A 15526-nucleotide genomic window follows, 5' to 3' on the forward strand; every position below is an offset into this window, starting at 1 on the left:
GGAATAGCTCTGCTTTTGCCATTGTCAACCGCCACCCTGATTTCCACTCGATTTAATTGGAGTTGTTCAAACACATAGCTAATCAAAGCACGGCACGCTTTCGTCATCAATCCATACCCTTGGAACGGCTCTGCCAACCAGTAACCGATGCTCGTCTTTTTATTGGTACGGTCAATATAATGAAGACCGATGACGCCAGCTAATTGCCCCTTATACCAAATTCCCGCCTCTAGCCCATTATTCGCCGCAAACTTTTGTAGCCCAAACTCAATAAACTGACGGGAATTATCTACTGTTTGTGTTGCATCAATCCAAGGCAACCATTGCCGCAAATAAGGTCTGCATGAATCTACTAAAGCAAAAAGCATCTCCGCGTCTTTTAATTCTAGCAATTTCAACTGAGTGTCTTGATCAATGTCTAATTTCCACATAAAAATCCCTCCTTTTTTGCAAAAGTATACAACAAGTTTAGCTAATGAATCATCTATAAACAAACTATGTGTACTGAACATGAAACCGTTGCCTGCGAAATGGCTAAAAAAAGATGCCTGCGTTTTTTGCAGGCATTTCATATCACTATTCTCTTAAGAATAGGAAGTATGAAAGGAAAATAAAGAACAACACATAAAGAATCGGATGAACTTCTCTGCCGCGTCCTTTTACAAGCATCGTAATCGGATAGAACAAGAAACCGACCGCAATCCCTGTGGCGATGCTATAAGAAAGCGGCATCGTAATAAGTGTAAAGAACGCCGGAACAGCAACCTCAAACTTTTTCCAATTAATTTCTCCAACCGAAGACGCCATTAATACCCCAACGATAATTAACGCTGGTGCTGTCACTGGCGCTGTAATGACGCTCAATAATGGAGAGAAGAATAGCGCCAACAAGAATAAAATACCTGTCACCACAGCCGAAAATCCTGAACGTCCTCCTGCCGCAACTCCTGCAGAGGATTCAATGTAAGAAGTCGTTGTCGAAGTCCCAAAAATCGCCCCGACCATTACTGCTGTCGCATCAACAAGCAACGCTTTCCCCGCGCGCGGCAACTTGTTGTCTTTTAACAACCCTGCTTGGTTCGCGACCGCCAACAGCGTTCCGGTTGCATCAAAAAAGTCAACGATAAAAAACGTTAAGACAACCCCTAACATTTTAAGCGTGAAAATGTCTGGCAAATGCTTAATTGCAACCCCAAATGTTGGCGAAATATCGGGAATAGCTCCAATGATTTGATGCGGTACTTTAATTAAACCAAAAATCATGCCAACTACTGCAGTAATGACCATTCCATAAAAAACGCCGCCATTCACTTTGCGCACCATTAAAATGACGGTGACAACTAACCCGAAAATCGCAAGTAACGTATTGCCATTTTTCAAATTGCTTAATCCAACAAGCGTTGCTGGGTTGTCAACGATAATCCCTGCGTTTTGCAAGCCGATAAACGTAATAAACAAACCTATACCAGCACCCACTGCGTATTTTAATTCGACCGGAATGGCATCAATAATTTTTTCGCGAATTCCTGTTAACGTTAAAAGCGTGAAAATAATCCCCGAAACAAACACTCCTGCGAGCGCTGTTTGCCAAGGAATTTGCATATGCAATACAACCGTAAAGGCAAAAAACGCGTTTAACCCCATTCCCGGTGCTAGCGCGATTGGATATCGTGCCAAAATCCCCATCAAAATCGAGCCATATGCTGCTGCCAAAGCCGTCGCAACAAACACCGCACCTTGGTCAATCCGAAGCTCGTTCGGAAAATCTTTGACCGCTCCTAACGAAAGTGTAAACGGGTTAACGAATAAAATATAAGCCATGGATAAGAACGTGGTTAACCCGGCAATAATTTCTGTGCGGTAATTTGTACCGAGTTCATCAAACTGGAAATACCTTCTCACTGCTTTGTCCTCCTTATAAAATAATAAAGCGCTTCTAGTAAGCTACCAGAAGCGTTGACTATAAGGATAATGAACAAAAGAAAGACCTTCCTCTTAAGGATAGATTAAGAAGACAAAGGTACTTTCAATCTCCATTATACCTCGTAGTCAAGCTATTTACGGTAGCTTGGTAGAAACTCTCGGGCCATATTCCCGAGATTATACGACGTATTTTGACAATATTCGTTTTTTCATTTACATTTTAGCAACCGACATGGCGATCGTCAATATAAAAAACGAACATTTTGCAAAAAAATGTTCGTTTTTGTTCGCTTTTATTCCCATTCGATGGTTGCTGGTGGCTTGCTTGTAATATCATACACAACGCGGTTGACGTGCGGTACTTCATTAACAATGCGCGTTGAAATGGCTTCTAATACATCCCATGGGATTCTTGCCCAATCGGCGGTCATGCCGTCAATAGATGTTACCGCCCGAATGCCGACCGTATAATCATATGTGCGCGCATCTCCCATCACACCAACGCTGCGAATGTCCGGTAGTACGGTGAAATATTGCCAAATTTCGCGATCTAGCCCTGCTTTTTTAATTTCTTCCCGTAAAATAGCGTCCGATTCACGAACGATTTCTAACTTTTCTTCCGTTACTTCACCAAGTACACGAATACCTAAGCCCGGTCCTGGGAACGGCTGACGCCATACAATATCATCTGGAATTCCTAATTCTGTTCCGAGCGCGCGTACTTCATCTTTGAAAAGTGTGTTTAGCGGCTCGATGAGGGTAAATTTCATATCTTCCGGCAATCCACCGACGTTATGATGCGATTTAATCGTTTGCGCTGTCGCTGTACCACTTTCGATAATGTCTGTATATAGCGTTCCTTGCACTAAAAATTCGATTCCTTCGAGTTTTGCCGCTTCGTCATCGAATACGTAAATAAACTCGTTGCCGATAATTTTCCGTTTTTGTTCCGGATCGGAAACGCCTTTTAATTTGCTTAAGAAACGCTCCTTCGCATCCACTTTAATCACATTCATATGAAACCCTTCACGAAACGTCTTCATAACGCTTTCTGCTTCGCCTTTACGAAGCAAGCCGTGGTCCACAAAAATACACGTCAATTGATCGCCGATCGCCCGATGCACAAGCACGGCCGCAACGGAAGAATCGACGCCACCGCTTAATGCGCAAAGCACCTTTTTATCGCCGACAAGATCGCGGATTTTACGAATTTCATTGTCAATAAAACTTCCCATCGTCCAATCGCCTTTACATTGGCACACATCGAACACAAACTGCTTTAACAAATCATTTCCATAAACCGAATGACGTACTTCTGGATGGAATTGCACGGCATAAAACTTTCTTGTTTCATCGCTCATCGCCGCGATCGGACACGACGGGCTTGTCGCATCGATTGTAAAGCCTGCTGGCGTTTCCGTTACTAAATCACCATGGCTCATCCAAACAACTTGCTCAGACGGCAAACGTTCAAACAAACGGGACGCATGCTGCACTTGAATCATCGCTTTTCCATACTCACGATGCGTCGCTTTTTCTACTTTTCCACCTAAATGATGGGTCATTAGCTGCATGCCGTAACAAATCCCTAAAATCGGCAACCCTAATTCAAAAATCGCTGGGTCGCACGTAAACGCATTATCATCGTACACACTGTTTGGTCCGCCAGAAAAAATAATTCCTTTTGCGTTCATCGCTTGAATTTGTTGTGCCGTAATCGTATGCGGATGCAACTCGCTGTAAACCCCAAATTCACGAATGCGACGAGTAATTAACTGGTTATACTGGCTTCCAAAATCAAGCACGACAATCATTTCTTGGTTTTGTCCCACAACTTTCCCCCCAATTTAAAAAAATAAAGCTAGAATTCACACCTCTTCAGCAAAAAAAAACGAAGGCAGAATTCTAGCAATAAGAACATCTGCCTTCGTAGTCGGGGCATTTACGGTGTCCCGGTAGAGACTCTCGAACCATATTATCGAGGATATACGAAGGTACATTACGTCTTAAATTTTAGTTCATTCTATCAACACTTCCCGATAACGGTCAAGATACCGTTCTTTTTATTAAATTTTCCCATAATTCTTTCATTTCATCCCATTTGTCTATCGTATCGTTTTTATAAATCATTTGCTCGTACAAATACGTTAGTCGGCTCATCTCGTTTGTGCCAAATGCGGCATCTACTAATGCGGCATATTGCCGTAACGTCTGCCCTTGTTTTCGATTTAATCCATAATCACGCAAATGTTTTAATAACGCGATGTACGCTTTGACAAAACTATCATCGCTATGGCGGTAACGAAAACGCCATAATGTCACGTACGGCCGCCATTTTCTTCTCATCGCATAAGATAACCACACTACGCTAAGCATCATTAAAGTTATCCATATGATTTTTTTCCATGTAAACAGCTCCATTATCATTTCTTTCCAGCTTGGTACCGTTGCGCGCTCTTTTTCAATTATACGATCTATCTTCACGCGCGGCTTCGCAGGCTCTGTTTGTTTCGGAACAGGCGTTGGCACGTTTTTCGGTGTCGTTTCTGTAAAAGAATACGGGTTGCTAAAGCCTTGCGTCGGTTCAAACGGCACCCACCCGATGCCGGAAAAATATACTTCTACCCATGAATGGGCGTTATTATTTGTAACAATATACATCTTTTTTCCATCTGCCGATTCGCCAATGTATTGTCCAGACGTATACCCTTTCACCCAACGGGCAGGAATTCCGAGCGAACGCAGCATTACGACCATCGATGTCGAAAAATTATCACAATACCCTTTTTTCGTGTCAAATAAAAACTGGTCGACGTAATCGTCGTTTTTTCCCGGAACCGCCACTTCTTTCGTTTCATAAGCAAAGCCGCTAAAGTGGAAATATTGTTCAATCGCCTTTGCTTTTTCATACGGTGTCGTTTTTTCCTTTGTAATCGTCTGTGCTAGTTGGCGTACTCTTGGCGGTAACGTATCTGGAAGTTGTGTATATCGTTCAACAAGCGAACGGTCGTTTACTGGTGGCGCTGCTTTCAACTGTTCCACCGAAAAAGTTGGATACTCGTATGTCACTACGTATTCTTGAAGTGGCTGAATGTACGATTCCCGGTCGGTCGGATACATTTTTTCGTTCGATAGGTGCATGCGAAAGACAACGTTTTGTGGGGCACTGATTGTTTTAACCCCTTCCGGATAGGCTAAATATATACGTGCTTGTGCCAACTGTACATTTGCAACAGCTATTGTTTTCTTGACATTTAACCACCATGGATAAGTAATATTTCCGTTGTGAAAGGTGCGAATTTCTTCCGTATCACGCACTTCCCATCCTTTTCCCGTGTACACATCTTTCGTTTCGACCCTCCAGTAATGGCGCTGTTCATCTGTCGCGGTAAAAACGATCGTATTATCCGCCTCGAACGGTCCGCCTAACCGTGAATCGTTCGTCCCGTATCCGATTTTTTTCACCGTCGAAGAAGCAGTGGTCGTTTCTTGTTTTGTTTCTTTTGCATAGCCTTTGATAAAGGCGACGGGGTCTGGCCATTGCGGAGGAAGTTTTGGAAGAACATACGCTATCCCTATTGAAATGCCGATGATCGCTGTACATAAAAATAGCCATTTAGCATGTATGTTAGAAAATCGTTCGTAATGAAGCCAACTGACTAAAAAAAAGCCGATAGCCACTAAACGAACAATCGCCCCATTGCCGTAAAAAGCGGTGAACGTATCAAGAATGGCAATATACAATACCGTTAGCGCATAAAACAGCCAAATTTTCTTCCGAACAAATAGCCAATAGCGCACTAAATATACCATCATCCATAGTAAAAGAAAAAAGAGGAGGCTACGAAACGCGTTCGTCATCTCCATCCAACGAAAATGCCGAACGATAGTAATATGCGCAATGACCTCTTGTGTTAATAGCGGAAGCCAGCGAAACGAAAAAAACGGAACATGGAAAAACAACGTATTGAGCGCATAAAAAAGATAGAAACATTTAAAGCTAGCGGCGAGCCAACGCGGCAGCGACCAAAGCGAAAGCAATAGACAAAACGCAACAAACCCGATAAACACGTCCACGTTTTTCGTGTCAGAGACCGTTTTTAGCGGTACTAGCCACTCCCATAAAAGCCAAAACGCCGAGAGTGACAAAACGAAGCGGTACATCCGTTCTTTTTTCGTGTTGTTCACCGTTGACCTCCTCCAAACAAGGCGTTCGCGAACTGTTCTGGTGTTGTGATGATTGTAATTATTCCTTTTCTACGCAATTGCTCGAGCAATTCTCGTTCTTCATTCGCCACCCCATGTTCGTCGCGTTTTATTAAAAAGACCGTCCCACAACGATTTTTGGCGGCAAAATCCGAGAGAGAGGCGGCTGTTTCTTTCGTAAGCTGTGATGTGACATAATTTATGGAAACGGATAGCGGCCATTGGGTCATTTCTTGCTGAATAATACGAGCAAACGGCTGAAGGCTGTCACATGCTGTTTTCGCTAAATGATAAAACAGTTGCTGTAAATGCGCTTCCCCGTTTCGGGAAGGGAAAATGAAACGATCACTTCCAACGGAAATCAGTCCGGTTTGTACCCCCTTTTTGATAGCAGCGCGAAGGAAAGAAGCGGTAAACGTGACCATTTCCTCAAATAATGGGGTAGGCGTACGGTCAAGCACAACGACAATATCGTCGCTTTGCCGTTCTTCGAACTCTTTTGTCATCAGCTCATTTTTTCGTGCCGACGCTTTCCAATGAATCCAAGAAAAACGGTCACCTTGGACGTACTCTCGAACCCCGACTGCCATCGTCATATCCCGATGAAGAGGAATCGATGAAGCAGCCCCTCCTTGGTCTAACTGAGAGCTAATTTTCCGGTATTTCATCTCCACGTAGCGCGGATATACAATAATCGCATCTTCAATTGGAAATGCCGTTTCTTTCGTCACCAATCCAAGCCAGTCCGTCATCGTTACGCGAATTGCTGAAAATAAATGCTCCCCACGCGGCAAATGAGAGACGGTATAAGTACATGAATACGTCTTGCGCCAAAATAGCGGCATCGCGCGATTTCGTTCGGTTTGCTGCAATGCAGGCGGCCAGTTTTCATCGACCATCACATAGGCGAGCGGCACAAAAAACGGTAAACGAAGCGAAATAGTCACCGTTAACGTATCCCCCGCATAATACGACGAAGAAGCAATCGCTCGCGTTACTTGGATGCGGCGAAGAGGATAGGCTGCAATCGCTAACGCACATAATCCGAATGGCAAAAAACTATAAAATAAAAACCAGCTGACAAACCCTCCTTGAAACATTGCGTAAGAAAATAAGCTACCAATTAATGCGACAACCGTTCCTATTTGGCGTATAAATTTTAGTCTCTTTTTCATGCTTAATCCACTACCTTTGCACCGGTACTGGGGTACGCGAAAGAAGTTGCATAATCACTTCTTCGGCGGAAAATCCGTCAAACTTCGCTTCTGGCTTTAAAATGAGTCGATGCGAAAGCACGTATGGGGCTAAAAACTGGACGTCGTCTGGAATGACAAAATCACGGGTATGCATAAACGCATATGCTTGTGCCGCTTTCATTAATGCGACCGAACCGCGCGGGCTTACTCCTAAATAAACCGAAGCGTGTGAACGAGTTCGCTGCACAATTTCGACAATGTATCGTTTAATCGGCTCCCCGACGTATACTTCTTTCACGTTTTTCTGCAATGAAAGCAATTCCTCCACCGCAATGACTGACTGTAGGTCATCAATTGGCGCTTTCCCTTCGACACGGTTTAATATATCGATTTCTTCTAAAAGGGACGGATAGCCCATTTTCATTTTAAGCAAAAACCGATCTAACTGCGCTTCTGGCAACGGATACGTCCCCTCATATTCGATTGGGTTTTGCGTCGCCATGACAAAAAACGGACGCGGTAAAGGTCTTGTGATACCATCGACCGTAATATTCCCTTCTTCCATCGCCTCCAATAACGCCGATTGTGTTTTCGGTGAGGTGCGGTTAATTTCATCTGCCAAAATAATATGTCCCATAATCGGACCAGCTTTATATTCAAATTGCCCTTCTTTCGGATTATAAACCGACACGCCCGTCACATCGCTTGGAAGCAAATCAGGAGTAAACTGAATACGTCTGAACTGAGCATTTACCGACTTTGCCAACGCCCGAACGAGCATCGTCTTCCCGACGCCAGGCACATCTTCCAATAACACATGCCCTCCTGCGAGCAAGGCAACGATGCTTAGTGTCGTAACATCTCTCTTTCCGATCATTACTTTTTCGATATTTTGCACAATACTTGCTATTTGCGGCTGTAACATTTCCTTTTCCATCCAAATTCAAACTCCTCTTTCTCTTCGTTCCATTATTTTCATATTCCACATTCCACATGAAAAATCCTTTAAAAAATAAAAAGAACCTAGATTCCATTTAGAGTCTAGGTTCAGCTTGTCAACAAAGTCGACATTCATTTGTTAAAGGCAAAATGCCAGCGCGTTTTTGTCTAGGTTCAGGGGCTGACCCAAAACGCGAATGCGTTTTGAGATTAGCCCGATTTTTTTTACACTAAAATAGAAGAATCGCCCTTTTTTCTGGTAGAATAGAGTCACCACAACAACTATCACCGGAAAAGGAGCGATTCTTCTATGAAACATCATCATATTTCTTTTAAAGAGTATACCATGGATAACCTCACGTTGCCAAGCAATATTGCCGATCTCATTCCACCGGATAATATGGCTCACGTGGTTCACGAGATGGTCGAGCGCATCCCGATGGAGACGTTTCTTCCTTACTATAAAGGCGGCGGTACCTCTTCTTATCATCCAAAAATGATGACGAAAATTATCCTCTACGCGTACACCCAAAAAATGTATCATGGCCGAGAAATTGCTCGACAATTAGAAGTACATCTTCCCCTCATGTGGTTGAGTGGGTTTCAAAAGCCGGACTTCCGTTCCATCAATCGATTTCGCTCCGAACGGATGAAAGGGCTGATTGACGACTTGTTCCGAGAAATGATCACCCTGCTTGTCGCGGACGGCTATGTCAACATGGAAGACTATTTCGTAGATGGGACGAAAATTGAAGCGAATGCCAACCGATACACGTTCGTTTGGCGGAAATCCGCCGAGAAATACCAAGAGAAATTACAAGCCAATGTGGATCAGCTCATCGCCCAGATCGATGCGATCGTGGAAGAAGAAAATGCGGAAGAAATCGACGCTTCCCCTGCTTTTACTTCAAAAGAAATCCGAAAGAAAACCGAGGAGTGGGAAAAACGTTTGGAGGCCGAGCCGGACAACCAACCGTTGAAGAAGGCCGTCAAGAAGATGAAGGAAGACTACTTGCCTCGCAGTGAAAAGTACGAACACCAACTCCAAGTATGCGGGGACCGCAACAGCTATTCCAAAACGGATGCGGATGCGACGTTTATGCGTTTGAAGGGGGACCACATGCGCAACGGCCAACTGAAGCCGGCTTATAACGTACAAGTGGGTTCTTCCGATCAGTTCGTTCTGGGGTATTCGCTTCACCAGAGACCCGGCGATACTCGTTGTCTTCTGCCACACCTAGAGACGGTTCGAGAGAAATATGGGGTGGTACCAAAACGCGTGACCGCTGACGCTGTCTATGGTTCCGAGGAAAATTACGTGAAACTCGAAGAGAAAAACATTTCCGCGTTTATCAAGTACAACACGTATGAGAAAGAGAACACACGCAAGGTCAAGAAGAACCCGCACCATCCACAGAATTGGACATACAAGAAAGAAGAGGACGTTTGGATTTGTGCGAACGGGAAAAAACTGGTCCGTATAGGAACTTCGAAGCAGACCACAGAATCTGGGTATACTTCGGTCATCCAGCACTACCAATGCCACGAATGCGAAGGGTGTCCGTTCCGCTCGGTCTGCACAACTTCCAAGTATGGACGTACAACGCAATGGAACCCCGTCTATCACGAACAGAAACAGAAGGCTCGTGAACGACTGGAAAGTGAAGAAGGACAAGCACGATACCGCCAACGCCAAACCGACATTGAGAGTGTGTTTGGGCAAATCAAGCAAAATCGCGGATTTCGTCGCTTTGTCCTCCGAGGCCTCCAAAAAATTTCCATAGAATGGGGGCTTATTTGCGTTGCCCATAATCTCCTCAAGAAAGCCGCTAAGGACAAACAACGGTCCTTAGCGGCATAAACAATGGAAACAAAAGGGGGCGAATCGCCCTTTTATTTAACAAAATATGTAAAAGTAAAGAAAACTGACTCCAAAAGTCCGCTTTTTAGCGGACTTTTGGGTCAGCCTCTCAGACTGTTGACAAAATAGTACACCTTCCGTTTTTCAACTCCTTAATCACTTATTATTTATTACACCTACTAATTCCTTTAGTGTGTCATTAATTTGGTATAGCTGAAAACCTACATAAAAGATACCAATTGCTACTAGTGCTAATACTAATATTAAAGTTTTTTCTTGATTCTTCATAAATATCACATCTTTCTCATGAAGATTATTGAACAGGAGTGGTGTAGTCATAGTCAACATCTAATTTATGATAGAGCTTTTTGCGATGTTGACTTTTCTCCAAAGGAATTTGTACCACCCGATGGTTCTCTTACTATGCTCCCTGTCCATTCTTCTTACATTTTTGGCTCTTCACCAAAAGTTGTACTTGATTTTTTAATAACATTCCCTACTTATGTTTCCGAGACAAAACCAGTAAACCAATGATTTTTTTGCATATGCTTGTTCAGAGAAGTGTACCGTTTGTCAAGTACATATTGTGTTGATGAACCTTAAAAAAGGCATACGAATCCCCTTTCCTTTTTTTGTTTCTTTGTTTGGTTTACATAACCAAAAAGAAATTTGTTTCATTTCCCAAACGAAAAGGGGAGTAAATCATGAGCATAAAAAGGGATTAATGGATGATAACCCTATTCATACACCATCCAAATCAAAGTCGATGCCCATCCATCACGGATTCAGATTACCATGCAGCGAAACAAAACATTCCTAATTGATACCGTAAAAAACAACTCCACGCGTGGCATAAAGGATACCCTGTTTGTTTCTTTTGGTAATGGTAATTATTGTTGCGAAAATTGCTCAACTACAGTTAATATCAATATATCTCTAGTCACACGAATTTTGGTGGTTTTTATGAAATATTATTCATTTCTCTTCTTAGTCTCTCTAATTCTTTTTCTAAATAATCTAACCGTTTATACACTCTATAAATAATCGGGGCATAACCTATAAGTATAATGACTACCCACCCCATACCTCTTCTTCTCCTTCCTCTGTTGATATTTTAAACACGAGTGTTTATCACCCAGTATTTTACTTTTATAAATATCGAATTGTATGCTCAGAGTCACCAGCGAACCACTTGCCGACTACGGCAGAAAAGCTAGGAATAGGGCGATGTCAACTGGTTTTTATTGGTTAACCAACACACCTGATTTGAAAACGTTCATTACTTGAGCTTGTCATATATATCAAATTTACAATTATTTACCATAACGAAAAAGTTAGGAGCATTTCTTAATCGCCTTTTATTAATTAATCAACAACAACTGTATTTTTGACTCATAACACAAAACTCCCCCTTCGGGGAGTTCCTTAATAAGGAATTTTACTTATTATTCTAAGGAAGAAGCGATTTCAACAAGTTCTTCCTTTGTATATTTTTTAGATTCATTCTTATATTCTTTTTGAGCCTCTATCTTATAGAAGAGGCCATCTTGTTTCCAGTATAAAAATTGAAGAATTCCATTATCTAAATATTGAGCTTTTGTGCCATTTGGCAATTCAATCTCAATTAAAGGTTGTTTTTCTGGATCAGCAGTAGATGGAATAATATTTGCGTCAGTTACCTCTATGGTAATATTAGATTTTTTGGCATTATCAAAGAAAATTTTACGGAAAATTTTCTTCTCTTGCGAAGGAAAGTCAACAACTTCACTAAAAGTATCTTTTACATCAAAAGGAATCTTGGTTGGAGTTTTAACTTTATCCTTGAAAGGTACTTTTTCTATAGTAGCCTGCTCCCCTTTTACCCAACCATTAGAAATTTTTTTAATCTGAGTTGCGTTCGCTGTTCCTGTTTCTCCACTAAAGTAGCCATAGACAATCCCACTTACTACACCTAAAAGTGCACTTAAAGAGAGACCTACAACTATTTGTTTTATTTTCAACGAGACCCCACCCTTCTATCACTTAATATCAAATTGGCTGGCGTGGAAATAGCTATTACATGCCCAAGGTTTTGCGCTGCAATCTACAGCATCCCCACTCTTAATTTCAAGATTAGTAGTCGGTCGTTGATAGCTGGAAGGATAATACCCTGTAGTTTTCTGGATGCTAATTCCAAGAGAAGAATAATCGTTCAAATAATAACCATTCCAATTATCATAAGTATAGGAAACACTGTTTTTATTGTCATTTAATACATAATATTTATTATACAGGTGCCCCTCTTGTTACACTTGGATAAGTGTTAGCATCAATAAATTTAATATAATATGGACTCGTTGGAGTATAGTAATCTTTTAAAGTATTACTGAATTTAGCCAAATCATCAGATGCATTTGAAATAGTGTTACTACAGTAGGAGGGTAACTGTTCAGCCATTACATAGAAAAAGTTTACGAGATCGGGTTTATTTCTGCTCCCCTTGTCTATACTAGCACCATCCAAGACAAGGGAGGTGAACACGATGGCAAACGTTGTTTTTGATTTCCAACAAGCGGTCTTCACACTCGAAAGCATGGTCGCAAAAATTGAGCGCCAAGCACAAACCATCGAAAAACTCATCAAAGAAAACGAACAATTAAGACAAGAAAACCAGCAACTTCGTCAAGAAAATCAAAAATTGAAAGCACGTATTGCAGAATTAGAAGCCCGCACGAAAAAAAACAGTACCAATAGCCATTTGCCGCCGTCTTCTGACCGGTTTGTGGCGAAATCTCCTTCTCGCCAACCGTCGGAGAAACAGCCGGGAGGGCAACTAGGGCATCGAGGAACGACGCTCCGCCAAGTACCGAATCCTGACCATCGAGTCCTTCACCGCGTGACCAAATGCAAAGGATGTGGTCACTCTTTAGAACATGTTGCTCCGCTTCAAGTAGACATTCGCCAAGTGTTCGACCTCCCAGTGGTTCGAATGGAAGTGACTCAACACGAACGGGAAGTGAAGGGGTGTCCGAAATGTCATCTCGTCCAGCAGGCAGAGTTCCCTTTTTATGTCACGAATCATGTCCAGTACGGACCAGCCATCACTTCCCTTGTTTTATACTGGAATCATGCGCAGTTGATCCCGTGCGAGCGTGTCACGGAGATGGTCAAAGCGCTAGTGGACCATTCGATCAGTGCAGGCACAGTCGTGAACATGACGAGACGATGGCTCCCTGTGTTCAAAGCAGCGCTCGAAGAGATCGAAGCGGCGTTGCTAGCTTCCAAGACGTTGCACGTCGATGAAACGAGCCTGCGTGTGAACAGAAAGAACCAATGGGTGCATGTGGCTTCCACTGCCAAGGTCACCCGATACGGGCTTCATCGTTCCCGTGGAAAGCAAGCGACGGACGACATCGGGATCTTGCCACGGTACAAAGGAACGATGGTACACGATGCGTATTCGGTGTACCCGATGTACACAGAGGCGAGCCATGCCCTTTGCCACGCCCATCATCTCCGGGAGCTTCGGGCATATACAGAACTTTACGGCCATTCATGGTCGAAAGAGATGAGCGAAGCGCTGTTGAAGATGAAACAGGCGGTGGAGAACGCGGGCGGAGCTCTACCGGAGGAGGAAGTCCGGTATTGGGAAGCCGTGTACGACGAGCTTCTAGCGAATGGTCGCCGAGAACTCGAGGAGCGTTGCCGACAAGGCAAGCATGAAGGCGTCCGCAACGCGCAGAATTTCATCCAGCGTCTAGAAAAGCGCAAGCAAGAAGCGCTTCTCTTCCTGCGAAAGAAAGAAGTGCCGTTTGACAACAACCAAGCCGAGCGTGATTTGCGGATGGTGAAAGTCAAACAAAAAATTTCCGGAACGTTTCGTCAGGAAGACGATGCCGAGGCTTTCTGTGTCATTCGCAGCGTCATTTCTACCCTGCAAAAACATGAGAAACCGGCTTGGGAATCGTTGCAAAGACTTCTAAGTGGGGAGTCTCTTCAAACGATTCTCCATTCCTCCTAGGGCATTTTCGATACGGGAAATGCCCTATTGGTGCTGGATTCTGAAAATCTCACTAGTATTGGGCTGAATGGATACGTAGGAGGACTGTCCAACGGAAGTACTACAAAACTTATAATATGTCGCAGCTGACGCTACACTGGTAAAAATAAAAACAACCACAAACACAAAAGTAAATAACATTTTTTTACTTTTTTGTTTTACCATAAATTTATCCTCCTTCCATATAAATCTATATACATCCAAATTGGCATGTTAACCTCTGGTTTACGCAGTACATCCGATGCGGCGTAACACTTCATCCCGGTGTTGCAAGACGTACTGTTCAAAGCGAGTAATGGACTGGACAATGTCGTTTTGATCCTTATGCAAGACGTTGGCGATGACTTCATCTTTCAGCCACTTCCATAACCGTTCAATCGGGTTTAACTGTGGAGAATACGGTGGCAAATAGATAAAGTGAAATGCAGCGCCTTCGTCGCTATCGAGGAATGCTTGCACCATGTTGGCATGATGAATACGTGCATTGTCCAACACAAGCACGATGAATCGATCCGAATATTTCTCTTTCAACAGGCGCAAAAAGTCTAAGAACGTCTCGGCATTGGCGGATGAGGCACGATGAAACACGACATCGCCTTGTTGAACGTCGACCGCACCAAAAATGGACACATGGGCATGATGACCGTAACTCGGGATTTGTTTTTGCTTGCCTACTTCTGCCCATGTCGTACGAAGCGCTTGATAGGCACGAACATGCGTCTCATCTACATAAAACATGGTGACGTGCTCGGTGATTAGTTTTTTTTTATAAATTCGAGTTCCTTTTGAAAAGCAGCTTGATGTTCTGGATTCCCTTTCACCAGCTTGTAGGTTGGACGTGTCCACGATAAACGAAGACGATGTAACAACTTGCGAATGCCTTCACGTGACATAAACACACCATATGTTTGTTGGATGTAAGATTGCAAAATGCGTGTGTTCCATGAGGAAGAAATGCCCCAACCGACATCAACGGGGGTGGTGGTTAACACGAGTTGTCTTAGTTCTTGTTGCTGTTCTTCGGTAAGAAACGGCACACGACCGGGTGGTAAGCGGCGATCGAGTAAATGATCGAGTCCTCCTTCGTTAAAGCGTGAGACGTAGAGGGCAACCGATTGACGGCATAGATTGACCATTTTCGCAACATCTTTTCCGAGATACCCTTCCATGACGAGACGAACGGCGGTAACCCGAACGCGAAGCGAAGCATCTTTGATTTTCCGTTCTTGTTTCCGAAGTGTTCGAGGGGTCCAGCCGTGATCATTTGTAATTTTAAGACGTTTCATGTCATTTCCGCTCCTTTTATACGTGGGTATTTAGGAGCAGTATAACCATAGAAAAAGGCGTTCATACAGAAGTCAT

11 protein-coding genes and 2 riboswitches (1 of these 13 running past the window's edge) are annotated in these 15526 nt (G+C 43.2%); of the genes, 2 read left to right on the forward strand and 9 right to left on the reverse strand.

Translation table 11 applies throughout. The features are described from left to right. From GFC30_RS00015 to GFC30_RS00040, 6 genes are all read right to left on the reverse strand, one after another. On the reverse strand, positions 1-431 hold the 5' portion of the coding sequence (locus GFC30_RS00015; RefSeq protein WP_066321953.1) for a GNAT family N-acetyltransferase. It extends 109 nt beyond the left edge of the window; 431 of the gene's 540 nt are visible here — the first part of the coding sequence; its start codon is at positions 429-431; the stop codon falls past the left edge of the window. Positions 432-576: 145 nt separating this feature from the next. Beyond that, entirely contained in the window at positions 577-1902 is a 1326-nt protein-coding gene (locus GFC30_RS00020; RefSeq protein WP_066321955.1) for an NCS2 family permease, read from the reverse strand. A 124-nt stretch (positions 1903-2026) separates the two neighbouring features. After that, a riboswitch (purine riboswitch) is annotated at positions 2027-2128 on the reverse strand. 88 nt (positions 2129-2216) lie between these two features. Beyond that, positions 2217-3737: a glutamine-hydrolyzing GMP synthase gene (guaA, locus tag GFC30_RS00025; RefSeq protein ID WP_148660410.1), complete on the reverse strand. Its 1521-nt coding sequence runs from the start codon at positions 3735-3737 to the stop codon at positions 2217-2219. Positions 3738-3833: 96 nt separating this feature from the next. After that, positions 3834-3935: riboswitch (purine riboswitch) on the reverse strand. Positions 3936-3969: 34 nt separating this feature from the next. Beyond that, positions 3970-6111 (reverse strand): DUF4129 domain-containing transglutaminase family protein, encoded by a 2142-nt coding sequence (locus tag GFC30_RS00030; protein WP_338012309.1) that lies wholly within the window; start codon positions 6109-6111, stop codon positions 3970-3972. Then, positions 6108-7304, reverse strand: a complete 1197-nt coding sequence (locus GFC30_RS00035; RefSeq protein ID WP_066321959.1) for a DUF58 domain-containing protein — start codon at positions 7302-7304, stop codon at positions 6108-6110. Before GFC30_RS00035 ends, GFC30_RS00030 begins: the two co-directional genes overlap by 4 nt. A gap of 10 nt (positions 7305-7314) precedes the next feature. Further along, positions 7315-8262 (reverse strand): AAA family ATPase, encoded by a 948-nt coding sequence (locus GFC30_RS00040; protein ID WP_066321961.1) that lies wholly within the window; start codon positions 8260-8262, stop codon positions 7315-7317. 312 nt (positions 8263-8574) lie between these two features. Between GFC30_RS00040 and GFC30_RS00050 the strand changes: the two genes are divergently transcribed. Further along, positions 8575-10125, forward strand: coding sequence for an IS1182 family transposase (locus GFC30_RS00050; protein WP_179946280.1), 1551 nt, complete (start codon positions 8575-8577; stop codon positions 10123-10125). Between the two features lie 1445 nt (positions 10126-11570). Here the strand turns inward: GFC30_RS00050 and GFC30_RS00060 are convergent. Further along, positions 11571-12125, reverse strand: coding sequence for a hypothetical protein (locus GFC30_RS00060; RefSeq protein WP_066321968.1), 555 nt, complete (start codon positions 12123-12125; stop codon positions 11571-11573). A 521-nt stretch (positions 12126-12646) separates the two neighbouring features. On the opposite strand from GFC30_RS00060, the gene tnpC reads away from it, so the two are divergent. Continuing rightward, positions 12647-14125: an IS66 family transposase gene (gene tnpC / locus GFC30_RS00065; RefSeq protein ID WP_066321972.1), complete on the forward strand. Its 1479-nt coding sequence runs from the start codon at positions 12647-12649 to the stop codon at positions 14123-14125. A gap of 264 nt (positions 14126-14389) precedes the next feature. On the opposite strand, the gene GFC30_RS00075 is transcribed toward tnpC, so the two are convergent. Beyond that, positions 14390-14902, reverse strand: coding sequence for an IS630 family transposase (locus GFC30_RS00075; protein WP_066321976.1), 513 nt, complete (start codon positions 14900-14902; stop codon positions 14390-14392). Positions 14903-14919: 17 nt separating this feature from the next. Beyond that, positions 14920-15450 carry a helix-turn-helix domain-containing protein gene (locus GFC30_RS00080; protein ID WP_066321978.1) on the reverse strand — a complete coding sequence of 177 codons (531 nt, stop codon included), beginning with the start codon at positions 15448-15450 and terminating at the stop codon, positions 14920-14922. Between the last annotated feature and the right edge of the window lie 76 nt (positions 15451-15526).

This window comes from Anoxybacillus amylolyticus, from assembly GCF_001634285.1.
Taxonomy (GTDB): Bacteria; Bacillota; Bacilli; order Bacillales; family Anoxybacillaceae; genus Anoxybacteroides; species Anoxybacteroides amylolyticum.